The sequence below is a fragment of the Streptomyces chryseus genome (assembly GCF_014650755.1).
Lineage (GTDB): Bacteria > Actinomycetota > Actinomycetes > Streptomycetales > Streptomycetaceae > Streptomyces > Streptomyces chryseus.
The window spans coordinates 1-26,382 of record NZ_BMVO01000014.1 but is presented as its reverse complement, the minus strand read 5'-3'; the positions used below and the strand labels follow the sequence as shown (position 1 = coordinate 26,382).

Genomic DNA, 26,382 nt, shown 5'->3' with positions numbered 1-26,382 from the left:
TGTGACGACGCTACGCCCGTGATGCGGCGGTCGCCAGTCGCGGACGGGCCGCCGGGCCCCGGCCCGCCGCCCTCGCACACGCGTTTTTGCGGGCGTGTCGGCGTCCCACTAGGGTGACGTGCGCTCGTCAATCAAGAGCGCACATTCAACGATTCAACGGGGGTTGAAGCGTGAAGCTTCGCCATGTCCGCGCCATTGCCGTCTTCGGTATCGCCGTCCTCGCCCTGACCGGAGCACGGGGCCGTGGCGGAAGCTGCGACGACAGCAGCGGCAGCAGCGGTGGCAGCAGCTTCGGCGGTTCGAGCAGCAGTAGCAGCACCAGCGGCGGTTCGAGCTACGACAGTTCCACGTCCGGCGGTTACACCAGCGGCGACACGTCCAGCGGCAGCACCAGCGGTTACACGACGTCCAGCGGTTACACCAGCGGCGACACCACGTCCACCACCAGCAGCAGCACCAGTGGTTACACCACCGGCTCGTCCACCACCACGGGCTCGACCTCCGGCACCCGCGGCGACACGAACATCACGGACGTCCGCATCGACTCCTGCCAGTACGACCCCTCCCGGGGCATCGTCGCCGCCGTCAGCGCGACCAACACCAGCACGACCGAGAACTACACCTACACCTACACGATCGAGTTCAGCGACCCGAGCGGCGCGACCATCGCGACGCGTCACCCCAGCATGTACATGGTGCTGGCGGGCCGTACCGAGCGGCAGGACGTCGCCACCCCGTACATCGCCAAGCCGGGCGAGACCTCCGGCGGCAAGTGCACGCTCAGCAACGTGCGGCGCATCGCCGGCTGACGCGACGCCGCACGCCTAGCGCGTACGGAAGCCGGGCCGGCGGGCGGTGAAGAGCTCCGCCTGCCGGCCCGGCGGCAGATTGCCGAGCGCCACCAGGTGCGGCGCCTGTGCGAGCGCCCGGCCGCGCGCGGCCTCCGTCGCCGCCCACACCGCCCGCACCGTGCCCTGCACGGCGTCCGTCGGGTACGACGCGATCACCTCGGCCGCCCGCACGGCCGCCGCTACTTCCTCCCCGTCCGGGACGACCTCCGACACCAGCCCCGTCTCGTACGCGCGCCGGGCGGACATCCGTTCCGCAGTCCCCATCAAGGCCATCCGGGCGACCTCGCCGGACGGCATCCGCTGCGCCATGTGGATCGTCTCGTAGGCGCTGACCATCCCGTACGCCGTGTGCGGGTCGAAGAAGGTCGCGTCCTCGGCGGCCACCACGAACTCGGCCTCGCCCAGCAGGTAGAACGCCCCGCCGCAGGCCATCCCCCGTACCGCCGCGATCACCGGCTTCCACAGGTCGTTCGCCTTGGGGCCGACGGTCAGCAGCGGATCGTCGAGCGAGTAGGGCGACGGGGGCTGCGGCACGTCCACCCCCCGGTCGACGCCGCTGCAGAACGCCTTGCCGCCGGCCCCGGTGAGGACGACGGCCCGTACGCTCTCGTCGAACCGGAAATCCCGCCAGACCGAAGCCAGTTGTGCGGCCGCCGCGAGGTCGATGGCGTTGTGCCGCTCGGGCCGGTCGAGGGTGACGACCGCGACGCCGGTCTCCTTGTCCCGCGCGACGCGGACGCCGCCGTCCTCGGTGCTCACGACCGCTCCAGCAGCCACCGGGGCACCGCCCGCCCGTCCGCGTCCTCGGTGAACGCGACCTGCACCTTCGCGCCGATGCGCAGCCGGGCCGGATCGACGGAGTCGAGCGCCGCGTCGGGGCGGGCGACGACATTGCCCACGAGCCGGATGTGCGGGGCGTCGGCCAGTTCCACGACGACCGCGTTGTACGGGGCCTGCACGGCGTACGCGGGCAGGAGGGGCGGGTGGGGCAGGACGTACGACCAGATCCGCCCCTTGCCGCTCATCCGCCGCCACGCGCTGTCGAAGGAGTGGCAGTGCGGGCAGCACGGCCGGGGCGGGAAGCGCAGGGCGCCGCAGCCCGGGGCCGCGCAGGCCTGCACGCGCAGTTCCCCCTGGGCGGCGTACTCCCAGAAGGGGGCGCCGTCGTCGTCGACGACGGGAGAGAGCAGGCCGCCGCTCGTGTTCTCGCTCATCTCTCAGCTCCTCAGCAGCAGGGCCGACGTCGGTACGCCCTCGCCCGCCGTCACCAGGCAGGTGGCGGCTGCGGGCACTTGGGCGGTGCTGGTGCCGCGCAGTTGCCTGACGCCTTCGGTGATCAGGTTGAAGCCGTGGACGTACGCCTCGCTGAGCCCGCCGCCCCCGGTGTTGATCGGCAGCCGCCCGCCGCTCTCCAGGGCGCCGCCCTCGGTGAACGCCGCGCCCTCGCCCCGACCGCAGAAGCCGTAGCCCTCCAAAGACAGCGGGATGAGCGGGGTGAACGCGTCGTAGATCTGGGCGACGTCGACGTCGTCCGGGCCGAAGTCGGCCTGTTTCCAGAGCTGGCGGGCGGCGGTCCAGGCGGGGCCGGTGAGCGGGTCGTCGTTCCAGTAGTTGACCATGCCGTGGTGCTGGGCGGGCAGGCCCTGGGCGACGGAGTGGACGTACACCGGCTTCTGCCGGCAGTCGCGGGCCCGCTCGGCCGAGACGATGACGCACGCCAGGGCGCCGTCCGTCTCCAGGCAGTTGTCGAACAGGCACAGGGGATCGCTGATCCAGCGCGCGTTCATGTACATGTCGCGGGTCAGGGGCCGGTCGTACATCATCGCGGCCGGGTTCTGGTTGGCCCGGTTGCGGCAGGCGAGGGCGACGTTGAACAGGTGGTCGCGGGTGGCGCCGTACTCGTGCATGTACCGGCGGGCCAGCATGCCGATCTCGTCGGCCGGGCGCAGCAGGCCGAAGGGGCGGGTCCACTGGGCGGGGGTGGGGAGTTGCGCGGTGGTGTTCTTCCAGGGCCGGGGCCCCGATCCGCGTTTGCGTGAGCGCCACGCGACGCCGACGCTCGCCTGGCCGGTGGCTATGGCGGCGGCGAGGTGGGCGACGGTGGCGCAGGAACCGCCGCCGCCGAAGCCGACCTTGGAGAAGAAGGTGAGGTCGCCGGCGCCGATGGACTTCGCCACCTCGACCTCGTCGGTCTCCTCCATGGTGTACGAGGCGAGGGCGTCGACCTCGGACGGGGCGATGCCGGCGTCGTCGAGGGCGGCCAGGACGGCCCGGCAGGCCAGGGTCTTCTCGGACTCGGGCAGGCGCTTGGCGAACGGCGTCTGGCCCGTGCCGACTATCGCTGTCGCGTCCTTGAGCGTCGCCACGTCGGGGCACCTCCGCGAGGGTCGTGACTGCTGACAGCGCGTCAGGCTACAGCTAATCTGACGGTTAGTCAGCTAGCAGCGTGGGAGGGCTTGCCATGAGCGACGCAGCGGACAGTGGCGCGGCGGACAGCGGGGACGCGGGTTGGGGCAGCATCCCGGAACTGGTGCGCGGCGCGGCCGAGCGGTACGGCGAGCGGGAGGCCGTGGTCGAGGGCCGCACCCGTGTCTCGTACGCCGAACTGGGCGAGCGCGTCGAACGGGCGGCGGCGGCCTGCATGGCCTGCGGCATCGGGCCCGGCGACCGGGTCGCCGTCTGGGCGCCCAACACGCTCGACTGGATCGTGTCCGCCCTCGGCGCGGTGACGGCCGGCGCGGTCCTCGTGCCGCTGAACACCCGCTTCAAGGGCACGGAAGCGGCGGACGTCCTCGCCCGCAGCCGGGCCAGGCTCCTGTTCATCACCGGCACGTTCCTCGGCACGTCGTACGTCGCGTCCCTGCGCCGCGCGGACATCGAGCTGCCGCACCTGGAACAGGTGGTGGTGCTCGCGGACGGGGCGCCCGACGAGTACCGCACCTGGAAGGACTTCCTGGCGTCCGGCGAGGGCGTCTCCTCGGCGGAGGTGCGGGCACGAGCGGCGTCGGTCGCGGGAAGCGACCCGTCGGACATCATCTTCACCTCCGGCACCACCGGCCGCCCCAAGGGCGCGGTGATCACCCACGCGCAGACGCTGCGGAGCTATGCCATCTGGTCCGACCTGGCCGGCCTGCGCGAGGGCGACCGCTACCTGATCGTGAACCCCTTCTTCCACACCTTCGGCTACAAGGCGGGCATCATCGCCTGCCTGATGCGCGGGGCGACGATGGTCCCGCAACCGGTCTTCAACGTGGACACGGTCCTGGCGAACATCGCGGCGGAGCGCATCTCCGTCCTCCCGGGCCCGCCCACCCTGCACCAGTCGCTCCTGGACCACCCGTCCCGGGACGCGCACGACCTCTCGGCGCTGCGCCTGGTCGTGACGGGCGCCGCGGTGGTCCCGCTGCGCCTGGTCGAGCGCCTGCGCTCGGAGCTGCACATCCCCACGGTCCTCACGGCGTACGGCCTCTCCGAGGCGTCGGGCATCGTGACGATGTGCCGCCGGGGGGACGCCCCGGAGACGATCGCTTCGACCTCGGGCCGGGCGATCCCCGGCACCGAGGTCCGCGTCCGGGCGGAACCCGGCACTCCGGGAGAGGTCCTGGTCCGGGGCTTCAACGTCATGCGCGGCTACTTCGAGGACCCGGCCGGGACGGCCGCCGCGATCACGCCGGACGGCTGGCTGCGTACGGGCGATGTGGGCGTCCTGGACGAGGCCGGCAACCTGCGCATCACCGACCGGATCAAGGACATGTTCATCGTCGGCGGCTTCAACGCGTACCCGGCGGAGATCGAGCAACTGCTGGGCCTGCACCCGGACGTGGCGGACATCGCGGTCATCGGCATACCGGACGCGCGCCTGGGCGAGGTCGGCAAGGCGTACGCCGTCCGCCGCCCCGCGTCCACCCTGACGGCGGACGACCTGATCGCCTGGTCACGGCGGGAGATGGCGAACTACAAGGTCCCCAGGGAGGTCGAGTTCGTCACCGAACTCCCGCGCAACGCCGGCGGCAAGGTCCTGAAGACGGAGCTACGGGCGCGGGGCCGCTGAAGTGGCGGGCTTTGTTCCAGCGGCGGTATGGTCTGAGGTATGGCAACCAAGAAGTACACGGTCACCCTGCCGGAGGAGCTGGCCGAGGAGATCCGTCGCGAGGTGGGTCCCGGAAGCTTCAGCGCCTACGTCACGCAGGCCATAGAGCGTCAGCGCGAGCGGGACCGACTGGGCGAGCTGGTCGAGGACCTGGAGAAGGAGCAGGGCCCCGTCACCGAGGAGGAGCTGGCGGCCGCCGAGGCGGAGCGACGCGACAACGAGCGCTGGTTCGCCGAGCGCAGGGCCGCGTCCGGAAAGCCCTCGCCGGCTGCCTGATGGCCGACTCGTACTACGTGCTCGATTGCGAGGGGTTGTCGCGGGCTGTCCTCGGCGAGCGGGCGATGTCGGCCAGGCTCAAGGACGCGCACCGGGTGGGCATCACGGTGGTGACCAGCTCCATGACCTTGATCGAGGCCTGGCACAGCGAGATCCGACGTCCCGTGTGGGACTGGCGGATGTCTCGCATCGTCGTGGAGCCCGTCACGAGGGAGGTCGCCGACGCGGCGATCGCCCTCCTCGACGACACGGGGCTCCACGGGCACAAGTACGCCCTCGATGCCGCGCTCGCGGTGATCGCGGGACGGCAGCCGGGCGATGTGGTGCTCTACACCTCGGACGAGGACGACTTGAACAAGCTCTGCCATCCGCGGGTGCGGGTCCGGCCGCTGTAGCACCGCGTCAGCCCCGGTGAAACTGTGCAGGCGCCGCTCGCGTGGCAGCCGGTTCCCCCGCGCCCCGGCAGCCGCTCCATGACCTCCACCCCATGCCCCCGGACACGACAGCGGCCGCGGTGGCTCCCCCTCCGGGCCACCGCGGCCGTCCCCCGTCAGTAAGGTCTCAGTTGACCGGCTCGCTCGACATGTGATCGTCCAGCGGCTTCGCGACGCCCTTGTCGGCACCGGACATGTGGTCGTCCAGCGGCTTCAGGATGTCCTCTTCGGTACCGGACATGTGGTCGTCCAGTGGCTTGGGGCTGCCGGTCGGCTGCTTCGTGTCGCTCATCGTCGCTCCAAGGTGTGTCGGCGAAAACGGTCGAGTAAGCCCGCCCGGCAACTCCCCCGAGGGCCGCCGGACGGGCTGGGACCGTACAACCTAGTTGGCCGGTCCTGCGCCGATCCGTCTGCCCCCCGACGCGGCGGATCGATAAGTAAGAGAGTGGCGGGTCGCGATAAACGAACGATGAACGCCTTGGTGGGGGCCGTCCGGCGCCTCCCCGGGACGGCTACGCCGCGTTCACCGTCGACAGCAGCGACCGGACTTCACCGGCCTCCGGGGAACCCAGCCCTTCGAAGATGGCCAGCGCCTCGCCCCAGCAGGCCCGGCTCCGGTCCACCTGCCCCAAGTGGTCGAGCGCCTTGCCGAGCACGGTCAGGACCGTGCCGCGACGCCACTCGCCGCCGATGCCGCGCAGCGCGATCGCCTGCTCGGCATGGGCTGCCGCCAGGGTCGGCCGATGTGCGGCGAGGTGTACTTCGGCGAGCCTGAAGTGGGTCACCCCTTCCCACAGGGGCTGCCGGTTCTCGTGGAAGATCCCCAGGGCGTAGGTGAGCTGATCGAGCGCTTCACCGAACTGGCCCGCCTGCGTAAGGGCGAGCCCCAGCGCGTAACGCCCGTTCGCCAGTCGCAGTGTGAGGCCCTGCTGGTCGTAGATCTCGACGCCCTGCTTGGCCAGCTCCACCGCGCTGGTGGTGCGGCCCATCGCCAGGTGGGCACGCGACAGGTTGCAGAGCGCGCTGGCCTCGCTCGGCCGGTTCCCGTCGGCGCGGAAGTTGTCTATGGCCAGGCCGAGGTACCTCTCCGCCTCGCTGTAGCGCTTCTGGTAGATCGCGATGAATCCCCTGATGTTGGGCGCGTAACCGCCCGGGATGGGGTCGTTGTCCGCCAGGGCCATCGCGGCCTCCGCCTCGGCCTCCGCCTGGTCGAATCGGCCGGCGATGTGGAACACGTGCGTCAGGGCGGTGCGCACCCGGCCCTCCGCCCGGAGGTTCCCCGTCCGCCGGGCCGCGTCGAGGACCAGGTGCGCGGCGTGTTCGTACCGCCGGAAGTTCGCACCGGACTCGGAGAGGTCCTTGGCCGCCAGCAGAAGGTCCACGGCCCGCTGCACGGACGCGGCGTCCGTGGACTGCTGGGCGCAGGCGAGGATGCACTCGGCCTCGGTATGGAGCCAGTCGAGCGCCTCACCGCGGTCGCCGAACGGCAGGCCCGCTCGCCCCGTCGGCTCCAAGTGGTCCACCAGCCGGTCCCCCGGCCGCTCCAGCGCGTACACCGCCGCCGCCGTCGCCAGGTAGAAGTCCAGGAGGCGGGACAGCGCCCGGTCCCGTTCCACCGGGGGTTCCTCGTCGCGTTCCGCGCACGCACGCGCGTAGAGGCGGACCAGGTCGTGGTAGCGGTAGCGGCCGGGGGCCGCCGACTCCAGGAGGGACGTGTCGACCAGGGACTCCAGGAGGTCCTCGGTCTCGCGCAGCGGCTGGTCCAGTACGGCCGCCGCCGCCGCGAGGGAGATGTCCGGGCCGTCCGCGAGGCCCAGGAGGCGAAAGGCGCGGGCCTGCGGCGGCTCCAGCTGGCCGTAGCCGAGCTCGAACGTGGCCTTGACCGCCAGGTCGCCCGCCTGGAGCTCGTCCAGCCGGCGGCGTTCGTCCGCCAGCTTCGCCGCCAGCACCGAGACCGTCCAGGTCCGGCGGGCGGCCAGCCGGGAGGCCGCGATACGGATGGCCAGGGGCAGGAAGCCGCAGGCGCCCACGACGTCCAGGGCCGCCTCGCGCTCGGACGCGACCCGCTCCTCGCCCACGATCTTCGTGAAGAGCCGCAGCGCCTCCTCGGGGGACATCACGTCCAGGTCGACCAGGTGCGCCCCCGCCAGGTCCACCATGCGCACCCGGCTCGTCACCAGCGCCGCGCAGCCCGTCGTGCCGGGCAGCAGCGGGCGGATCTGGGAGGCGTCCCGGGCGTTGTCGAGCAGGATCAGGATGCGGCGGCCGTCGAGGGTCGAGCGGTAGAGGGCCGCGCGTTCGTCCAGGGTGTCGGGGATGGCGGTGTCCGGGGTGCCGAGGGCCCGCAGGAACGCCCCCAGGACCGTTTCCGGCTCCGCCGCCCGCGAGCCCGCGCCCTGGAGGTCCACGTACAGCTGGCCGTCGGGGAAGTGGGAGCGGGCCGCGTGCGCCACGTGCACCGCGAGCGTCGTCTTGCCCACGCCGCCGATGCCGGCCAGGGCCGAGACGGCCATGACGCCGGACTCCGCCCGGGCCAGGCGGTCTCCCAGCTCCCGTACGAACGCCGCCCGGCCCGTGAAGTCCGGCACGGTGGCCGGGAGCTGCGCCGGGCGGACGAGTGCCGGGGCGGCCGACGGCGCCGGTTCCACCGGGCGGGCCAGGTCCGCGTCCGCCTCCAGGATGCGCTGCTGGAGGTGGGTGAGCTCCGGGCGCGGGTCCACGCCCAGCTCGTCGGCGAGCAGGCGGCGCGTGTCGGCGTACACCGCGAGGGCCTCCGCCTGCCGCCCGCTGCGGTAGAGGGCGAGCATCAGCAGCTCGCGCAGCCGCTCCCGCAGGGGGTGGGCCGCCGTCAGCGCCGTGAGCTCCGCGATCGCCTCCGCGTGGCAGCCGACCTCCAGGTCCAGGTCGAGGCGGGTCTCGGTGAGCTGCAGCCGCCACTCCTCCAGGCGCGCCCGCTGGTTCTCGGCGTACGGACCGGGCACCGACGCCAGCGGTTCGCCGTCCCACAGGCCGAGCGCCTTGTTGATCAGCGTGCGGGCCTGGCAGCGGTCGCCGGACGCGCGGGACTTCTCCGCGTCGGCGGCCAGGTCCTGGGCGACGGTCAGGTCGAGGGTGTCCGCGCCCGCCCGGATCGCGTACCCGCCGGACTCGCTGACCAGCACCCCCGGGTCCAGCGCCTTGCGCAGCCGGGAGGCGTACGTCCGTACCGCGGCCAGTGCCTGGGACGGCGGCTCCTCACCCCAGATGCCGTCGATCAGCTCGGCCGCGGTCGCGGTGCGGCCGTCGCGCAGCAGGAGGGCGGCGAGCAGGGCGCGTTGCTGCGGCGAGCCGGTGTTGAGCGATTCGCCGCCGCGCCAGGCGCGGACCGGGCCGAGCACGCTGAAACGCACGGCGTCGAGGGTCTGGTGCCCGCCCCGCTCGTCGTCTCGCCGCTCCCGCGGCTGTTCCTTCGGGCCTGGCTGCTCCTGCCGCCCCCGCTGTTCCTGCCGTCCCCCGTGCCGGGTGCCTTCGTCGGGCCGCGGACCGGAAACCGGAGTCCGCTGCTCCGGTACCCGAGGTACGCCGTCCATCGCACTCCCCCTGCCGTCACTGCTGCCTGCGGTCTGCCCTACCGCCCAGTCGCAACAGCCAGTTTGCCTTGTCCATGCCGAATGCGTCAGCACCGGAAGGTGCCTACCCATTACCCACCCACCGCCCACTAGCTGACGGATCGTCAGATCGGCGCTACCGTGGATCGCATGGAGACCTTCCCGAAGATCATCTCGGTGGACGACCACACGGTGGAGCCCCCTCACGTCTGGCGGGACCGGCTCCCGTCCAAGTACCGGGACTCCGGCCCCCGCATCGTCCGCGCCCCGCTGAAGGAAATGACCTTCCTGGGCGGCAGGTTCGCCCCCGTGATGGGCGCGAAGGGCGACGACGGCCCGATCGGCGACTGGTGGGTGTACGAGGACCTGCACCGCCCCCTGACGCGGCTCGACACGGCCGTCGGCTACGACAGGGACGAGATCAAACTGGAAGTCATCACGTACGAGCAGATGCGGCCCGGGTCCTTCTCCGTCCCCGACCGCCTCGCCGACATGGACGTCAACCACGTCCAGTCGGCCCTCTGCTTCCCCACCTTCCCGCGCTTCTGCGGCCAGACGTTCACCGAGGCCAAGGACCGCGAACTGGGGCTGCTCGGCGTCCGGGCGTACAACGACTGGATGGTGGAGGAGTGGTGCGGTCCGGACGCCGGCGGCCGCCTGATCCCGCTCACCCTCATCCCGCTCTGGGACGCCGAACTCGCCGCCGCCGAGGTCCGCAGGAACGCGGCACGCGGTGTCCGCGCGGTCGCGTTCTCCGAGATACCCCCGCACCTGGGCCTGCCGTCCGTCCACACCGACGCGTGGGACCCCTTCCTGCGCGCGTGCGACGAGACGGGCACGGTCGTCGCGATGCACATCGGCTCCTCCAGCCGGATGCCGTCGACCTCCGCCGACGCCCCGCCGGCCGTCGGCTCGACGATCACCTTCGCCAACTGCTGCTTCTCGATGGTCGACTGGCTGATGAGCGGCAAGTTCGAACGCTTCCCGAACCTCAAGGTCATGTACGCCGAGGGGCAGATCGGCTGGATCCCGTACATCCTGGAGCGCGCCGACGTGGTGTGGGAGGAGAACCGGGGCTGGGGCGGCGTCGCCGAGAAGGTGCTGCGCCCGCCGTCCGAGCTCTTCGCCGAGCACGTCTACGGCTGCTTCTTCGACGACGCGTTCGGCCTGCGCAACCTCGACGCGATCGGGGTGGGCAACGTCCTGTACGAGACCGACTACCCGCACTCCGACTCCACCTGGCCCAGGTCCCGCGAGGTCGGCGAGGAGCAGATGGGCCACCTCGACCCGGACGTGGTGGACCGGATCGTACGGCGCAACGCGATCGAACTGCTCGGCCTGACGGACGAGGGGCTGTGGGCCGGGCCGTGAGCCGGTGACGGGCCGTCCGTCCCCGCGCCGCCTCCGGTCGGCCTCTGGTGGCGGGCGCGGCCGCGCGGGATCATCTCCCGCATGACGCTGACGCTCGCCGAAGCCGAGAAGATCCTCGCCGACCACTTCGCCCCCTGGGTGCTCGACCTGGGGCTCGCCGTCGTCGAGACCGGTGAGCGCCACGCCCTACTGCGGCTGCCCTGGTCGGGCCGGCTGGCCCGGGAGGGCGGGGGCCTGTCCGGGCAGGCGCTGATGGCCGCCGCCGACACCGCGACCGTCATCGCCGTGTCCGCGGCCCGGGGTGCGTTCGTTCCCATGACCACCGTGCAGCAGTCGACGTCCTTCCAGCGCGCGGTCGTCGGCGCGGACGTCCTGCTCGACGCGCGCGTCACCAAGCTGGGCAAACGCATGGCGTTCGCCGACATCACCATGGCGGCGACCGGCTCCGAGGATCCCGCCGCCCGCGCCTCGGCGGTCTACGCCTTGCTGGGCTGACCGCCCCGCGGCCGCCGTCAGTGGCCGTCCAGGGCGCGCCGGGCGCGACCGATCACCGCGTGCGCGTCGGCGCCGTACACGGCGGATGCGCTCAGGGTGGACCACACCTTGGAGTAGACGGCGATGCTCGCGGCGTCATCGATCCAGAGCTCGGCGTGCCAGTCCTCGACGATGGCCAGGCGTTCGTCGAAGATCCAGAATCCGTTGGCGGGTGGGATCCGCAAAGGTGCGGCGAAGGGGACGATGCCGAGCTCGACGGTGTCCAGTCCGATGACCCCTGCCAGCCTGTCGAGCTGTGCGGCCAGTACGGAGGGCGGGCAGACCTGGGCGTGCAGCGCCGCTTCCCACATGACGATGTGGTACTTCGTGCCGGGGCGGTACAAGCTTTCCTGCCACCGCAGCCGCGCTCGTACGGCGTCCTCGGTGTCGCGGGGCGACTGCTGCAGTTCGGAGTACCGGCTGAAGATGTTCCGGGCGTAGTCGGCGGTCTGCAGGGCGCCGACGATCATGGAGTTCTCCCAGGCGCGGAACGTCGTGGACCGCGCGAACTCGGTACTGATCGCGTCCTGCACGGCGCGGTGGCCTGAAGCCAGTTGCCGCCGCCACGAGCGGATGTGGGATTCGAGGCCGGCCAGCCGGGCGAGCAGCTCTTCGGCCGCCTCCGGGTGGCCCGTTCCCTCGGCCCACGCGCGCAGATCCTCGACGGTGGCGGTCTGCCGCCCGTTCTCCAGTTTGCTGACCTTGGAATGCGGCCACCCGAGGGCCTGCGCCAGCCGGGCCCCGGTGAGCCGACCTCCAGAGGAAGATTCGCGCAGTTCCCGAAGGCGCACTCCGAGCGCGGCGCGAGCTTGTTGGAAGTCGGTACTCACCAGGTCTCTCTCGCTACTTCGAGGCGGTCACTGTGGCCGCGAACCTTTCGTACGGTACGGCGTAGTGCCGGGCGGCATCGCGTACTTGAGCGTACCGATTGACCGCTGCGGGCTCAGTGATCAGTTCGACGTCGACCAGGTTGTCGGAATCGTCGAAGCGGAGCAGGGCGACGATCCGGGAGTCGATGAGCCAGAAGTCCTCTTCCGGCAGGTCCAGCCGATCCGCGTCAGCGCGCCGCAGATTGCGGATGTCCTCGCCCACGGAGGAATTCCGCTTGGCGTTGTCGAGCAGGTACAGCTGGCCGGGTGTCGGTGGGTCGTCGACCACGCGGACCCGCTCGAACCGCTTGCCCAGAGCCGTCTGCTCGCGGCGCTCGGCGCACCACTCGGCGTTGGCTCCGTCCCACTCCACGGGTTCGCCGCGCAGGAACTGCGCGTACGTGTCCGAGACTTCGTCGGATGCGTACCTGCGCCGTGTCTCAAGCCGCCATGCGGTGTGCTTGAACGAGGTGAAGAGCTTGTCGAACTCGTCAAGGCCGATGATGTCTGGCACTCGGTCCGCCTCCTTGGGGCCGAAATCGATCAGAAGCTCTCGGGGTACGACGATCGCCGTCTCCCCTTCGGACAAATGCCGCAGCTGAGCTGTGTCGTCGGGATCCGTGAGCGGTGGTCCGTGGACGACGATGTCCCCCGTGTCGAGGTCCTCGTGGATCGACGGACATCCGTTCACGCCGCTGCCTGTTCCGTTGAAGCGCAACCGCCTCATAGGGGTGTCCTTTCGCTCGGGAGTCGGCCCGCTGCTCAGCATCGCGGGGTGTCGGGCGTCGCGCTGCGGCTTGTCGCGGACCTTGTGGGAAAGATCGAGAAAGCGTGCGCACCTTTCGAGAAACCCCGAGAAACTTTCGCGCAGGCGCAAGTGGCTGTCCGTAACGTCCCGTCTCGACCGGCGTAAGCAGCGCGCCGCCCCCCGTTGCCGGCTGAGACGGAACGGGCCCGGCGCGCGTATGAGTCGTATCGGGGTTGCCGAGTGGAACAACCGTGTGAGGCCGTGATGACGGATCCGGGGCAGGGCGTGTACGCGCCCGTCGTGCGCGAGCGCTCCGCCGGATATCCGATGGCGACCGGCGCCGTGCGTCTGACCCGCATACACACCCGTCGGCAGCTCACGCTGTGGGCGTGGCCGGGTGATGTGCAGGACGCCGTGCTGATCGTCTCCGAGCTGGTCACCAACGCCGTCCACCACGGCCGCAAGGCCGGCCACGAGCTGTGGCTGCGACTCGCCGTGCTGGAGGACGCGTCGCTGCTGATCGACGTGTCCGATCCGGTGGAGGCGTTCGCCGGGTTCGGCGCGCACCCGGAGCCGGCGGAGGGCGGGGAACGCGGGCGGGGCCTGCGGCTCGTGCGGGACCTCGGTGGGGAGATCACCTGGTTCCTCCGTCGGCATCGCGGCAAGACCGTCCGCGTACGGCTGGCGCCCGGCGGGCCGGTGCCGCCGCCGGGGCGGGGCGGCGGCGCGTTCCGGCCCCTTGTCTGATGGAACGTCAGGTATGACGATGGCCTTGCCGTCCGACAGTGACGGGTCGTCAGCTCCGGAGGGGTTCTCATGGCACGGGTTCTGCCCGAAGGGCGGCTGTCGTACGGGATGCAGCTGCCGGTCCAGTCGCAGAGCACCCTCTACGCGGAGACGTGGGAGGCGGAGGCCGGGCCCCGGGACCTCGCCGAGGTGGCCCGGGCCGCGGACCGGTCGGGTTTCGCCTACATCGCGAGCTGCGACCACGTGGCGATTCCGCAGCGGCTGGCGGGGGCCATGAGCACCGTCTGGTACGACCCGGTCGCCACGCTCGCGTTCCTCGCCGCCGTCACCGAGCGCGTACGGCTGCTGAGCCACGTGGCCGTCGTCGGGCTGCGGCACCCGCTGGTCACGGCCAAGCAGTACGCGACGCTGGACCACCTGAGCGGCGGCCGGCTGGTCCTCGGGGTGGGCGCCGGGCACGTGCGGGAGGAGTTCGACGCGGTCGGGGCGGACTTCGCCGGGCGGGGCGGCGTACTGGACGAGACGATCGACGCGCTGCGGGCGGCGCTGGGGGAGGAGGAGTACCCGGAGTTCGCCGGCGAGCGGTTCTCGTTCAGCGGGCTCGGACAGCGGCCCCGGCCCGCGCAGCGGCAGGTGCCGGTGTGGGTCGGCGGCTCGTCGCCGGCGGCCGTTCGCCGGGCGGCGGTGCGGGGCGACGGGTGGCTGCCCCAGGGCGACCCGCGCGACCGCCTGCCGGCGCAGATCGCGAAGCTGAGGCGCACCCGGGCGGAGGCGGGGGTCACCGCGCCGATCGAGATCGGCGCGATCACCGAGCCGCTGTACGTCGGCGAGCCGTCCTGGGACGTCGGGCGGCGCACGCTGTCCGGGAAGCCCGCCCGCCTCGCCGAGTCGCTGCGGGCCTACCGGGCGATGGGCGTCGACCAGATCCAGGTGCGCTTCCGCAACAGGAGCCTGGGCGAACTGACCGATCAGATGGCGGCCTTCGGCGGCGAGGTCGCCCCGCACCTCAACGACTGAAGGAGTGGGGACCCCATGGGGAAGCTGGACGGGCGTGTCGTTCTCATCACCGGCGCGGCGCGCGGGCAGGGCGAGCAGGAGGCGCGGCTCTTCGTCGCGGAGGGCGCGAAGGTGGTCCTCACCGACGTACTGGACGACCGGGGCGAGGCGCTCGCGAAGGAGCTGGGGGAGGGCGTGGCGTCGTACGTCCATCTCGACGTGAGCCAGGAGGCCGACTGGATCGCGGCCGTGGCCGCCGCGAAGAGGGCCTTCGGCAAGATCGACGGGCTGGTCAACAACGCGGGGATCCTGCGGTTCAACGAGCTGGTGAACACGCCGCTGGAGGAGTTCCAGCAGGTGGTGCAGGTGAACCAGGTCGGCGCGTTCCTGGGGATCAGGCACACGGCGCCGGAGATCGAGGCGGCGGGCGGCGGGACGATCGTCAACACGGCGTCGTACACGGCTCTCACCGGCATGGCCTTCGTCGGCGCGTACGCCGCCACCAAGCACGCCGTCCTCGGGCTGACCCGGGTCGCGGCCGTGGAACTGGCGGCGAAGAGGATCCGCGTCAACGCCGTGTGCCCGGGGGCGGTGGACACCCCCATGACGAACCCGGCGGCGCTGGACCCGGCGGCCGACCCGGTGGAGTCCGGGGCGGCGGTGGACGGGCTCTACCGCAAGCTCGTGCCGATGGGACGCATCGGGCAGCCGCAGGAGGTGGCGGCGCTGGCGCTGTTCCTGACGGGCGACGACTCGTCGTACATCACGGGGCAGCCGTTCGTCATCGACGGCGGATGGCTGGCGGGCGTCAGCCTTTTCTGACGATGCATCAGCTATTGACGACCCCCAGGGGCAGTGGAACAGTCGTGGGCATCCTCAACTGACGGTGTGTCAGTTTCTCCGAAGGAGAAGTACCGTGGAATTCGGGCTCTTTGTACAGGGGTACGTGCCGGCCGCGCGTGCCAAGGCGGACCCCGAGGCGGAGCACAAGGCGCTGATCGAGGAGACCGAGTACGTCATTCAGGCGGACAAGTCCGGCTTCAAGTACGCCTGGGCCTCCGAGCACCACTTCCTGGAGGAGTACTCGCACCTCTCCGCGAACGACGTCTTCCTCGGATACCTCGCGCACGCGACGGACCGCATCCACCTCGGCTCGGGCATCTTCAACCCGCTGGCGCCGGTGAACCACCCGGTCAAGGTCGCGGAGAAGGTCGCGATGCTGGACCACCTGTCGCAGGGACGCTTCGAGTTCGGCTCGGGGCGCGGGGCGGGCAGCCACGAGATCCTCGGCTTCATGCCGGGCATCACCGACATGAACCACACCAAGGAGATCTGGGAGGAGACGATCTGCGAGTTCCCGAAGATGTGGCTCCAGGACGAGTACGTGGGCTTCCAGGGCAAACACTGGTCGCTGCCCCCGCGCAAGATCCTCCCCAAGCCGTACGGGAAGGCGCACCCGGCGATGTGGTACGCCGCCGGATCGCCCTCGTCGTACGCCATGGCCGGGAAGAAGGGGCTCGGGGTGCTGGGCTTCAGCGTCCAGAAGGTCTCCGACATGGAGTGGGTCGTCGAGTCGTACAAGAACGCGGTGAAGGAGGCGGAGCCGATCGGCGGCTTCGTCAACGATAACGTCATGGTGACGTCGACCGCGATCTGCGCGGAGACCCACGAGAAGGCGGTCGAGATCGCGGTGGGCGGCGGGCTGAACTACCTCCAGTCGCTGCTCTTCCGCTACCACGACACGTTCCCCCGGCCGGAGGGGATCCCGGAGTGGCCGGAGCTGCTGCCGGAGTACACGGCGGAGATCGTCGAGCTGCTCATCGCCGAGGAGCTGATGATCTGCGGGGACCCGGACGAGGTGTTCCGCCAGTGCAAGCGGTGGGAGCAGGCGGGGGCGGACCAGCTGTCGTTCGGGTTGCCGATCGGGGTGTCGCCCGAGGACACGATGACGACGATCAAGCTGATCGGCGAGCACGTGATCCCGAAGATCGACACGGACCCGGTCCACCGGACGACGAGGTTCCGCGACGCTGCGGGGGGCTGAGCGGCTGCCGCCGCGCAGGGTCGCAACGCCGTACGGGCTGGACTTCGCCCTGGGCAGGCGTTCGCGGAGCGGGCCGGCACGGAGCCCCGGTCCGGCCCGCGCCCGCCACCGCCGCCCACGCGCTCCCTCCCCCACTCTCCCGAAGGGACCGCCATGCTCGACCACCTCATCCGCGGAGCCACCGTCGTGGACGGCACCGGCGCCCCCGCGTACGTCGCCGACGTGGGCATCCGCGCAGGCCGTATCGCCGTCGTCGCCGCACCCGGGACCGTCGACGAGCCCGCCCGTTCCACCGAGAACGCCGAGGGTCTCGTCCTCGCCCCCGGCTTCGTCGACCCCCACACCCACTACGACGCCCAGCTCTTCTGGGACCCGTACGCCACCCCGTCCCTCAACCACGGCGTCACCACCGTCGCCGGCGGCAACTGCGGCTTCACCCTCGCGCCGCTGCACCCCGACCGCCCGGAGGACGCCGACTACACGCGCCGCATGATGTCCAAGGTCGAGGGCATGTCCCTGGTCGCCCTCGAAGAGGGCGCCCCCTGGAACTGGCACACCTTCGGCGAGTACCTCGACGCCCTCGAAGGCCGCATCGCCGTGAACGCCGGCTTCATGGTCGGCCACTGCGCCCTGCGCCGCCACGTCATGGGCGCGGACGCCGTCGGCGGGCAGCCGACCGAGCGGCAGATGGAACGCATGGTCCAGCTCCTCCACGACGCGATGGACGCCGGAGCGTGGGGGCTGTCCACCACCCAGTCGTCCACCCACTCCGACGGCGACGGGCAGCCCGTCGCCTCCCGGCACGCCACGCCCGCCGAGCTCATCGCGCTCTCCCGCGCGGTGGGCGAGCACGAGGGCACCCAGCTGGAGGCGATCGTCGCCGGCTGCCTCGACCAGTTCACCGACGCCGAGATCGACCTGTTCGTCGAGATGACCACCGCCGCCGGCCGTCCCCTCAACTGGAACGTGCTGACCATCGACGCGGCCGTCCCCGAGCGCGTCCCGCGCCAGTTGCGGGCGAGCGAACGGGCCCGGCAGGCCGGCGGCCGGATCGTCGCCCTCACCATGCCGATCCTGACCCCGATGAACATGTCCCTCGGCACGTTCTGCGCCCTCAACCTCATCCCCGGCTGGGGCGACATCCTCGCCCTGCCCGTCCCCGCGCGTATCGAGAAGCTGCGCGACCCGGACGTACGCGCCGACATGCTCCGCCGCGCCGACAGCAAGGAGGCCGGCGTCTTCCGCCGCCTCGCCGACTTCGAGCGGTACGTCATCGGCGACACGTACTCCGCCGCCAACGAGGGCCTGAGCGGGCGCGTCGTGCGCGACATCGCCGCCGAACGCGGGCAGGACCCCTTCCACTGCCTCGTCGAGATCTGCGCCAACGACGGACTGCGGACCGTCCTGTGGCCGATGCCGTCCGACAACGACCCCGCCAGCTGGGAACTGCGGCAGCGCACCTGGCAGCACGAGGACGTCCTGCTCGGCGGCTCCGACGCCGGGGCGCACCTGGACCGGATGTGCGGGGCGCCGTACACGACGCGCTTCATCGGCGACTGCCTGCGCGGCCGCAAGCTCGTGTCGCTGGAGCGTGCCGTGCGGATGCTCACCGACGACCCCGCCCAGCTCTTCGGGCTGCGCGAGCGCGGACGTATAGAGGAGGGCTTCCACGCGGACCTGGTCCTCTTCGACCCGGAACGGATCGCGGCGGGGCCGGCCACGCTGGTGCACGACCTGCCGGGCGACAGCCCCCGGCTCGACGCGAAGGCGATCGGAGTGGTGTCGGTACGCGTCAACGGCGTCGAGACGATACGGGACGACCAGGTCACCGGGGCGGTGCCGGGCACGGTGCTGCGCTCGGGCCGGGACACCAGGACGGTGGCGACCAAGTGAGCCCGCACCGGGAGCCGCCCGGCCGGCTGTTCATCGGCGGCGAGTGGACCGAGCCCGACGACGGGCACTACGAGGTGATCGACCCGGCCACCGAGGAGGTGGTGGGGCAGGCCCCCGAGGCGAGCCGCGCGCAGGTGTACGCCGCCGCCTCCGCGGCCTCGGCCGCCTTCCCCGCCTGGTCCCGCACCGCCCCCGGGGAGCGCGCCGCGATCTTCGACCGGGCCGCGGACCTGATCCAGCGCGACGCGGCCGCGCACGCGGGCGTCGCCCGCGCCGAGACCGGCGCCACGGCCGCGACGGCGCTCGGCATGCAGGTCGCCGTCGCCGCCGCCCGCTTCCGGCGGTACGCGCGCGGGGCGCTGGAACCCGTGGAGACCGGGCTGCCGCCGCAGGTCAACCCGGCGGGGCCGATGGGCGGGGCCGGGGTCATCGGGGCGTTGGCGGTGCGCCAGCCGGTGGGCGTCGTCACCTGCGTCACGTCGTACAACAACCCGTGGGCCAACGCGGCGGGCAAGGTCGCGCCCGCGCTCGCCATGGGCAACACCGTCGTCGTGAAGCCGGCGCCCCAGGACCCCCTGTCCGTGTACCGGATGGCGGCGGCGCTGGCGGAGGCCGGAGTGCCGCCGGGGGTCGTGAACGTCGTGACCGGGTCGTCGCCCGCCGCGGGCGAGGCCGCCGTCGACGCGCCGGAGGTCGACATGGTCAGCTTCACCGGGTCGACAGCGGTCGGGCAGCGCATCGCGGAGGTCTGCGGGCGCGGCATGAAGCGCCAGCTCATGGAGCTGGGCGGGAAGGGCGCGGCGGTCGTGTTCGACGACGCCGACCTCGACTCGGCGGTGCGGGGCATCGGCACGACCTTCTCGTTCTACAGCGGGCAGATCTGCACGGCGCCGACGCGCGTGATCGTCCAGCGGGCGGTCCACGACCGGCTCGTCGAGAAGCTGAGGGCGTACGCCGGTTTCCTTAAGGTCGGCCATCCCGGCGCGCCGGACACGGTGGTCGGCCCGGTGATCTCCGCCGCCCACCGCGACCGCGTCGAGGCGTACGTCGAGCTGGGCCGCAAGGAGGGCGCCCGGCTGGTCGCGGGCGGCGACAGGCCGTCGTACGACAAGGGCTTCTACGTCGCCCCCACCCTCTTCGCGGACTGCACGAACGACATGCGGGTGGTCCGCGAGGAGATCTTCGGCCCCGTTGTCGTGGTCGTGCCCTTCGACGGCGACGAGGAGGAGGCCGTCGCGCTCGCCAACGACAGCGACTACGGACTCATCGACTACGTCTGGTCAGGAGACGTCGCCCGGGCCTTCCGGGTCGCGCGGCGGCTGCGCGCGGGCGGGGTCGGGGTGAACACCGTGGGGCGGAACATGGAGGCGCCGTTCGGCGGCTTCAAGAAGAGCGGAGTGGGGCGGGACGTGGGCTCGTACGCGCTGCACGCGTACAGCGAGACGCAGGCGATCGTCTGGACCGGATGAGCCCTTCCGAAAGACGTACGGGAAACTTTGGAATCCGGCAAAACGGACAGCGTTGCGGTTTCCGCAGCTCGGAAGTTTCCTTCCCCGCCTGCAAATGATCGCGCCGACGGCGCAGAGAACCTTCAATCCTCAACCGGTGGGTGGCGTGACCCCATCGATTGCAAGGATCTTTGAGGCGGAGTCCAGTGCTCCGGATGTGGAAAACGCACCGGTTAACGTCCCGTTCATGACTCAGGTGGATACGCGGCCCCAGGCCGGAGACACGGTAAGGGGCGTCCACGCCCCGGACGGCGCAGGCGTACGTGACAAGGGCCTCAGCAGCAAGTCTGTCGGCCTCGTGGGCAGCGCCGTCATCGGCATCTCCACGGTCGCCCCCGTCTACTGCCTCACGTCGACCCTCGGCTCGACCGCCGGCGAGGTCGGCCTCCAGATGCCCGCCGTCTTCCTGGCCGGGTTCCTGCCGATGCTGCTGGTCGCGTTCGCGTACCGGGAGCTCAACCGCGTCATGCCGGACTGCGGCACCTCCTTCACCTGGACGGTGAAGGCGTTCGGGCCGCGCGTCGGCTGGATGTGCGGCTGGGGCCTGGTGATCGCGACGATCATCGTGCTCTCGAACCTCGCGGGCGTCGCCACCTCGTACTTCTGGCTGCTCGCCGGTCAGCTCACGGGCAACGACGCGATCAGCGCCCTGGACGACAACAAGGCCGTCCACATCCTCACGTGCCTCGTCCTCATCGCCATCGCGACGGCGATCAGCTACCGGGGCATGACCGCCACCAAGGGCGTGCAGTACGCCCTGGTCGGCCTGCAGCTCGTGGTGCTCGCCATCTTCGTGACGATGGCCTTCCAGAAGGCCGGCAGCGGCTCCTTCGACACGGGCCTGGACTTCTCCTGGTCCTGGATGAACCCGTTCGCCGTCCAGTCCTTCGCCGCCTTCACGGCCGGCCTCTCCCTGTCGATCTTCATGTACTGGGGATGGGACGCCTGTCTGACCGCGAACGAGGAGACCGCCGGCAGCGAGAAGACCCCCGGCCGCGCCGCCCTCATCGCCATGCTCGTCCTGGTCGCCGCCTACCTGGCCACCGGCATCGCCGCCCAGATGGCCGTCGGTTCCGGCGACAAGGGCCTCGGCCTCGCCAACCCGGACAACTCCGACAACGTCTTCGCGGTGCTCGGTGAGCCCGTCATGGGCCTGATCCTCGGCATCTTCCTGTCCCTCGCGGTGTTCGCCTCCGCGGCGGCCAGCCTCCAGACCACGTTCATCCCCGTCGCCCGCACGGTCCTGGCCATGTCCGCGTACGAGGCCCTCCCGGCGTCCTTCCGCAAGGTCCACCCGCGCTTCAAGTCCCCGGGCCGCGCGACGGTCATCGCGGGCATCAGCACCGGCGTCTTCTACTCGGTCATGACGCTCCTCAGCGAGAACGTCCTGATCGACACGATCTACGCCCTCGGCCTGATGATCTGCTTCTACTACTCGATCACCGCGTTCGCCTGTGCCTGGTACTTCCGCCACGAGCTGCTGCGCTCGGCGCGTGACTTCGTCTACAAGGGCCTGTGCCCGGTCCTCGGTGGCGTCCTGCTGACGGCGGTCTTCGGCAAGACGCTGTACGACATGTGGGACCCGGCGTACGGCAGCGGCTCCGCCGTCGGCGGCGTCGGCTCGGTCTTCGTCATCGCCGTCGGACTGCTGCTGCTCGGCGTGGTCCTGATGCTGGCGATGCAGCGCCGCAGCCCGGCGTTCTTCCGGGGCGAGGTGCTGACGAAGGAGACGCCGGCGCTGGTCGTCGAGGACTGACCGACGGCGTACTGCTGACCAACCGCGTACCGACGACGATCGACCTGAGTCTGAGAGGGCCGGGGAAGCCGAACAGGCTTTCCCGGCCCTCTTGTCCTTTCGCGTGCGTTCAGCCACTCGCCTTTCGCCCGCGCGTTCAGCCTCGGCCGGTTCAGCGCCGGCCGGTCCCCAGGAACACGGGGTTGGTCAGGGCGGCCAGTGCCCCAGGCAGGCTTGGGACCTGCGGGGCGTGGCGGACCTCGGCGCGTACGTACGTCGCGTACCGGGGCGTCGTACGCCACTCCACCGCACCCGCGCCGGACTCCGGCAGCGGCGCGGTGTGGAGCGTGCCCTGGTCGGTGACGAAGTGCGCCGTGCACCCCGGGGCGCCGGTGACCTCCAGCCTTACGGCGACCGGGGTCTCGTCCCCGACGTCCAGCCGCTCCCCGATGCCGGCGTGGCGGCCACGGCCGCCGGTGGCGCCGAACACGAGCGACACGGCGGAGGACTCGGCGACGTACGAGCGGCCGGCGCGGATCCCGTCGAGGACGGCGTCACGGGTCAGGTCCTCGGCCAGCACCACCGTCTGCGGCGTGCCGACGAGCTGCGGCTCGCGGTGGGCGTCGCTGCTGCCCATGGCCGGGGTCCAGCCGCGCCCGGCGGTGGCCAGGGTGCTGTCCCAGGACGCGAGGGCGATCTCGTCGTCGGGGGTGTACGGCCCGTTCCAGACCTCCACGGCGTCGGCGTCCCCGAACCCGAACTTCCAGTTGCACCCGATGCAGGTGGCGTGCGGGTGCGCGGGGACGACCAGCCCGCCCGCGCGCCGGATCTCGCGGGCGAAGTGCCCGAAGCGGTTGTCGCGGGCGCGGTAGCGCCAGTCGACGAAGGTGCCGGGGTCGGTGCCGACGGCGACGACGTGACCGTTGCGGGTGGTGACCTCCTCACCGGTGAGGATCAGCAGCTCGCCGCCGGGGTGGGGACCCCACAGGCCCTCCCAGGCGCTGTGCGCCGCGTGGGTGTTGTGCTCGCTCGTGTTGATGAAGTCGAGCCCCGCCGCACGGGCGGCCGCGGCGATCTCGGCCGGGGTGCGCTTCCCGTCGGAGTACACGGAATGGAGGTGGCAGTCGCCCCGGTACCAGGCACGGCCCCGCCCCCTGGCGCGCTCGGGAGGATAGACGGGGGCGGGAGTCCGGCCGGACGCGCCGTACCGGAGCGTGACGGTCACCGTGTACGGCAGCCCACCGGGGGCGGTCGTGTACGGCCCCAGCGCGATGTTCCAGGTGCCCGCACGGACGGGGCCCGCGAGGTAGCCGGGCGTCGCGGCGTCGGCGCGGATGAAGAACTCCGACCGCGCCCCGCCGGACCAGCCCCGGAAGCCGCGCCCGCCGAGGGCGGTGCCGCGCTCGTCGAAGATGCCGATGTCGAGGGCGTTGCCCTGGGTGCCGGGGGGAACGGGAGGCTTCTCGTACGTGTACGAGACGGCCAGCTCGCGTACCCCGCGCGGTACTTCGACCGGCAGGTAGACGTAGTCGGGCGACCCCGGCGGAAGGGTGCCTCGTACGGTCCTGCTCTCCTCGCCACCGGGAGGCGCGGCATTCGCGAAGCTCACGCCGCCCAAGGTAAACGCGGCGGCGGCGCCGGTCACGAACAGCCCGCGCCGGCCGAGAGGCCTGTCGGATCCGCTGGTGGTCGGTTCACTGGCCGGTCGTCCAGTCATGTCGGCATCTCCGGGGGAGAGGGAGGGGGTGGGAGAGGGGAGGGGGCGGGAGAGGGGAGAGGAGGAGAAGGGGCTCCCCAGGGGAGGCGTACTGAGACCCTGGTATTGAGCCGTGAACTCTCCCGCAACGGAAGGGGAGCGGCAGCGGTTCGGCAGCCAACTTCCGCGCCACGACGACGAGGAGCTCCCGTATGCGGATCGCCACCACGATCTTTCTCACCGACGAGACGATCACGCCGGTACGGCTCGCCCGCGAGCTGGAGCAGCGCGGCTTCGCCGGCCTGTACCTGCCCGAGCACACCCACATCCCGGTGTCGCGCGAGTCGACGTACCCGGCGGGGGGCGAACTGCCGCGCGAGTACGGCCGTACGCTCGACCCCTTCGTAGCTCTGGGGCAGGCCGCGGCGGTCACCGAACGGCTCGGTCTCGGCACGGGCATCACGCTCGTGGCGCAGCACGACCCGATCGATCTGGCGAAGCAGATCGCGACCCTGGACCACCTGTCCGGCGGCCGTTTCACGCTCGGCGTGGGCTACGGCTGGAACAAGGAGGAGGCCGCCGACCACGGCGTGGAGTGGGCGACGCGTCGGGAACGGACGCGGGACCGCCTGGCGCTGATGCGGGCGCTGTGGGCGGAGGAACCGACGGCGTACGAGGGGGAGTTCGGCGCGGTGCGGGCGTCGGACGCCCATCCGAAGCCGGTGCAGAAGCCGCGCGGCCCGGTGAGCGGGCCGCGCACGCTGGTGGGCGGGGCGGCCGGCCCGAAGCTGTTCGCGCACATCGCGGAGTACGCGGACGGCTGGCTTCCGATCGGCGGCCGGGGCCTGACGGAGTCGGTGCCGGTGCTGCGTACGGCATGGCAGGAGGCGGGCCGCGACCCGGAGGCGCTGCAGGTGGTCCCGTACGCGGTGCGGCCCAGCGCGGGGAAGGTGGCGCACTACGCGGACCTGGGAATCAAGGAGCTGGTGCTGCAACTTCCGCCGGCGGGGGAGGCGGAGGTGCTGCGCGTGCTGGATGAGTACGCGATGTTTATCTGACCAGTTGTGACCAGTACGGTCCTGACCTCTGTGCCGGGCGGCCGGGCACCGCTACCTTTGCCATTCGGCATGGTGAGCGCCCGGCCGTTCGGCCGGCACCTCGGGGGAGAGGAACGCACGTGCAGAAAAGCCCGTTCAGTATCGTCGCGATCGTTTTCGGCGTGGTAGCACTCTTCTTCTGCCCGCCTCTGTTCGGCGTCCTCGGCCTGGTCTTCGGCGGGATCGCCAAGTCGAAGGACGAGCCGCTCGCGGTAACGGCCCTGATCGTCGCGGCAGTCGGCCTGGCCGTCGGCATGCTGCTGGGGTTCGTGGTGTTCAGCTCGATGTCGACGCCGTGACGCGTCGGGTGTGATGTAACGGGGGGGTGTGCGGGGGGCGGGTCTTGGGGCGTACCGCTTGTTGCTTCTGGGGGGTGTGACTGGGGGCGTAGCACTGGTTGTTCGGCGGGGTGGTTCTCGTCCGTACCACTGGTTGTTCGGCGGGGTGGTTCTTGGGCCGTCCCTGGCGCTTCAGGGTCGGTGGGCCGGGGTGGTGCGTCAAGGGCGCTCCTGCGTCGCGTCGCCTTCGGCGATTGCGCTTCGCTCCACCCTTGACCCACCACCCCGGCCCACCGCTGACGCTCAACAGGGGACGGCCCAAGAAGAAACGCCCAGCACGCCATGTCGCATGCGATGCGGGCCGGCTCAGTGGCTGTCGGGTGTGTGGGTGGGGCGCGGCAGCTTCCGGGGGTGGTGCGGCCCCAGTCTCAGCGGGTGCGGCGACGGTTGTTGGTGCGACACCACCATTCCCACGCACACATGCACCCAGGCCGGTGGGCGGCCGGGCTATCGGGGCGACCTGTGGATCGTGCTGTCTGCGGGTGGGGCGCGGTAGTGGAATGGGGTGACTCGGGTGGTGTGGCGTCCACCCCCACCGGAGACCGCCCGGAGCGCAGGCACGGTGCTGGGGTGAGTGGGCGGAAGGGCACCCGGGGAGTGGAAGTTGGGAGGGGCCTGCCGACGGCCAAAGGGGCGAGTCGGCCGAGGGCCGCCGGTCGAGCAGCGCCAGCGGGGCGGTTAGCCGCCCCCTGCGCGGGTGTGATGAACCGAAACCAGCAGAAGACGAACCCCGACGCCCACTATGCCCGACTTACCCCCATCATGGATGGGTGGGTGTGCGGCGACTGTCGGGCTAGCTCCACACGAGCCCCTCAACACGGCTCGACACTCCTCGACAGGGCGTGAGCCGCCCCGCCCGACAGGACGGGCGGGCATTCCGGCCGCCACATCCACCACACCCGCCCCACCGGACGCCCGGGTGTCGAAGATGACCGCTGTCCGTCCTGCCGTCGCACCGCGCGACGGCAGGGCAGGTGGTCGTGGTCGCTTCAACGGTTGTCGCAGAGAGCCGAAATGGACTCAACCCGACAGTTGATGAAAGCCGACGCCTCTCCCACCCCGTCAGTCACACCCGTACTGCTTCCGTTCGTCATCTGTGGGTTTTGGTTCATCACGGCACAACGGCACAACGGCACAACGGCTCCACGGCTCCACGGGGCGGCGGTTTGATGACCCTCCGCGCCGCCGTGCGACCACGCCCCGTCACTGCCCGCCGCCCCCAAGCGCTGCCCACTACTCCGATGCCGCCGGTGCGGGTGGCGGTGGCTCTCCACCCACTCACCCCAGCAACCAGCCTGTGGTCCGGGCGGTCTCCGGTGGGGGTGGACGCCGAACCAGCCCGAGTCACCCCATTCCACTCTCGCGCCCCACCCGCAGACAGCACGATCCGCAGGTCGCCCGGCAAGACCGGCCGCCCACCGGCCGGGGTGTCGGTGTGCGTGGGAATGGTGGTGTCGCACCAACAACCGTCGCCGCAAGTCGCTGAGACTGGGGCCGCACCACCCCTAGGCCGACCGCGCCCCCACCCCACACCCGCCGCCCGGCGACGGCGCGCGACCACTCCCCGA

General features: G+C 71.4%; 23 protein-coding genes. 15 read left to right on the top strand and 8 right to left on the bottom strand.

All coding sequences use genetic code 11. The features are described from left to right. The first annotated feature begins 170 nt into the window (after positions 1-170). On the top strand, positions 171-809 hold the full coding sequence (locus IE185_RS20780) for a hypothetical protein (RefSeq protein WP_138898384.1): 639 nt from the start codon (positions 171-173) through the stop codon (positions 807-809). Between the two features lie 15 nt (positions 810-824). Here the strand turns inward: IE185_RS20780 and IE185_RS20775 are convergent, their stop codons facing one another. Genes IE185_RS20775 through IE185_RS20765 form a run of 3 tightly spaced genes read right to left on the bottom strand, consistent with a single transcriptional unit; the run spans position 825 to position 3,217 of the window. Continuing rightward, positions 825-1,610, bottom strand: coding sequence for an enoyl-CoA hydratase/isomerase family protein (locus tag IE185_RS20775; RefSeq protein ID WP_138898385.1), 786 nt, complete (start codon positions 1,608-1,610; stop codon positions 825-827). Next, entirely contained in the window at positions 1,607-2,065 is a 459-nt protein-coding gene (locus IE185_RS20770; protein ID WP_138898386.1) for a Zn-ribbon domain-containing OB-fold protein, read from the bottom strand. The genes IE185_RS20775 and IE185_RS20770 overlap by 4 nt, the downstream gene beginning before the upstream one ends. Before the next feature lie 3 nt (positions 2,066-2,068). Beyond that, a complete protein-coding gene (locus IE185_RS20765) occupies positions 2,069-3,217 on the bottom strand; it encodes a lipid-transfer protein (RefSeq protein WP_189715711.1) in 1,149 nt (382 codons plus the stop codon). A 95-nt stretch (positions 3,218-3,312) separates the two neighbouring features. On the opposite strand from IE185_RS20765, the gene IE185_RS20760 reads away from it, so the two are divergent. From IE185_RS20760 to IE185_RS20750, 3 genes are read left to right on the top strand one after another with little or no spacing between them, the layout of a single operon-like run. Then, positions 3,313-4,902 (top strand): FadD3 family acyl-CoA ligase, encoded by a 1,590-nt coding sequence (locus IE185_RS20760; RefSeq protein ID WP_189715709.1) that lies wholly within the window; start codon positions 3,313-3,315, stop codon positions 4,900-4,902. Between the two features lie 39 nt (positions 4,903-4,941). Further along, the gene (locus tag IE185_RS20755; protein WP_138896919.1) at positions 4,942-5,217 is read left to right on the top strand and encodes a hypothetical protein; all 276 of its coding nucleotides are present in this window, start codon (positions 4,942-4,944) and stop codon (positions 5,215-5,217) included. Then, positions 5,217-5,612, top strand: a complete 396-nt coding sequence (locus IE185_RS20750; RefSeq protein WP_138896918.1) for a hypothetical protein — start codon at positions 5,217-5,219, stop codon at positions 5,610-5,612. Before IE185_RS20755 ends, IE185_RS20750 begins: the two co-directional genes overlap by 1 nt. 166 nt (positions 5,613-5,778) lie before the next feature. Here IE185_RS20750 and IE185_RS20745 read toward each other — a convergent pair whose 3' ends face one another. Next, on the bottom strand, positions 5,779-5,943 hold the full coding sequence (locus tag IE185_RS20745; protein WP_167518298.1) for a hypothetical protein: 165 nt from the start codon (positions 5,941-5,943) through the stop codon (positions 5,779-5,781). 220 nt (positions 5,944-6,163) lie between these two features. Beyond that, a complete protein-coding gene (gene afsR, locus IE185_RS20740) occupies positions 6,164-9,220 on the bottom strand; it encodes an SARP-family global regulator AfsR (RefSeq protein ID WP_138896917.1) in 3,057 nt (1,018 codons plus the stop codon). A gap of 168 nt (positions 9,221-9,388) precedes the next feature. Between afsR and IE185_RS20735 the strand changes: the two genes are divergently transcribed. Next, positions 9,389-10,609, top strand: coding sequence for an amidohydrolase family protein (locus IE185_RS20735; RefSeq protein ID WP_138896916.1), 1,221 nt, complete (start codon positions 9,389-9,391; stop codon positions 10,607-10,609). An 81-nt stretch (positions 10,610-10,690) separates the two neighbouring features. After that, positions 10,691-11,104: a PaaI family thioesterase gene (locus IE185_RS20730; RefSeq protein ID WP_138896915.1), complete on the top strand. Its 414-nt coding sequence runs from the start codon at positions 10,691-10,693 to the stop codon at positions 11,102-11,104. A 17-nt stretch (positions 11,105-11,121) separates the two neighbouring features. Here IE185_RS20730 and IE185_RS20725 read toward each other — a convergent pair whose 3' ends face one another. Both IE185_RS20725 and IE185_RS20720 read right to left on the bottom strand, forming a co-directional pair. Further along, entirely contained in the window at positions 11,122-11,973 is an 852-nt protein-coding gene (locus IE185_RS20725) for a helix-turn-helix domain-containing protein (protein WP_138896914.1), read from the bottom strand. 13 nt (positions 11,974-11,986) lie between these two features. Beyond that, a complete protein-coding gene (locus IE185_RS20720) occupies positions 11,987-12,739 on the bottom strand; it encodes a DUF6879 family protein (protein WP_138896921.1) in 753 nt (250 codons plus the stop codon). A 285-nt stretch (positions 12,740-13,024) separates the two neighbouring features. Here IE185_RS20720 and IE185_RS20715 point away from each other — a divergent pair, with 285 nt between their 5' ends. From IE185_RS20715 to IE185_RS20685, 7 genes are all read left to right on the top strand, one after another. Then, positions 13,025-13,507, top strand: a complete 483-nt coding sequence (locus IE185_RS20715) for an ATP-binding protein (RefSeq protein ID WP_138908404.1) — start codon at positions 13,025-13,027, stop codon at positions 13,505-13,507. Positions 13,508-13,576: 69 nt separating this feature from the next. Then, positions 13,577-14,524 carry an LLM class F420-dependent oxidoreductase gene (locus IE185_RS20710; RefSeq protein WP_229843613.1) on the top strand — a complete coding sequence of 316 codons (948 nt, stop codon included), beginning with the start codon at positions 13,577-13,579 and terminating at the stop codon, positions 14,522-14,524. Positions 14,525-14,539: 15 nt separating this feature from the next. Next, positions 14,540-15,325, top strand: a complete 786-nt coding sequence (locus IE185_RS20705) for an SDR family NAD(P)-dependent oxidoreductase (protein ID WP_138898408.1) — start codon at positions 14,540-14,542, stop codon at positions 15,323-15,325. 94 nt (positions 15,326-15,419) lie between these two features. Beyond that, a complete protein-coding gene (locus IE185_RS20700; protein WP_138898409.1) occupies positions 15,420-16,547 on the top strand; it encodes an LLM class flavin-dependent oxidoreductase in 1,128 nt (375 codons plus the stop codon). Between the two features lie 153 nt (positions 16,548-16,700). Continuing rightward, complete coding sequence (locus IE185_RS20695; RefSeq protein ID WP_138898410.1) at positions 16,701-18,440, top strand: N-acyl-D-amino-acid deacylase family protein; 1,740 nt, start codon at positions 16,701-16,703, stop codon at positions 18,438-18,440. Then, positions 18,437-19,909 carry an aldehyde dehydrogenase family protein gene (locus IE185_RS20690; protein WP_189715707.1) on the top strand — a complete coding sequence of 491 codons (1,473 nt, stop codon included), beginning with the start codon at positions 18,437-18,439 and terminating at the stop codon, positions 19,907-19,909. Before IE185_RS20695 ends, IE185_RS20690 begins: the two co-directional genes overlap by 4 nt. A gap of 226 nt (positions 19,910-20,135) precedes the next feature. Next, complete coding sequence (locus IE185_RS20685; RefSeq protein WP_138898786.1) at positions 20,136-21,704, top strand: APC family permease; 1,569 nt, start codon at positions 20,136-20,138, stop codon at positions 21,702-21,704. A 151-nt stretch (positions 21,705-21,855) separates the two neighbouring features. Here IE185_RS20685 and IE185_RS20680 read toward each other — a convergent pair whose 3' ends face one another. Further along, positions 21,856-23,400, bottom strand: coding sequence for a CehA/McbA family metallohydrolase (locus IE185_RS20680; protein WP_138898785.1), 1,545 nt, complete (start codon positions 23,398-23,400; stop codon positions 21,856-21,858). A gap of 191 nt (positions 23,401-23,591) precedes the next feature. Here IE185_RS20680 and IE185_RS20675 point away from each other — a divergent pair, with 191 nt between their 5' ends. Together IE185_RS20675 and IE185_RS20670 are read left to right on the top strand one after the other, a co-directional pair. Then, positions 23,592-24,437 carry an LLM class F420-dependent oxidoreductase gene (locus IE185_RS20675; protein ID WP_138899577.1) on the top strand — a complete coding sequence of 282 codons (846 nt, stop codon included), beginning with the start codon at positions 23,592-23,594 and terminating at the stop codon, positions 24,435-24,437. A gap of 119 nt (positions 24,438-24,556) precedes the next feature. Continuing rightward, positions 24,557-24,775, top strand: a complete 219-nt coding sequence (locus IE185_RS20670; protein ID WP_138909981.1) for a magnesium transporter CorA family protein — start codon at positions 24,557-24,559, stop codon at positions 24,773-24,775. Positions 24,776-26,382: the final 1,607 nt, after the last annotated feature.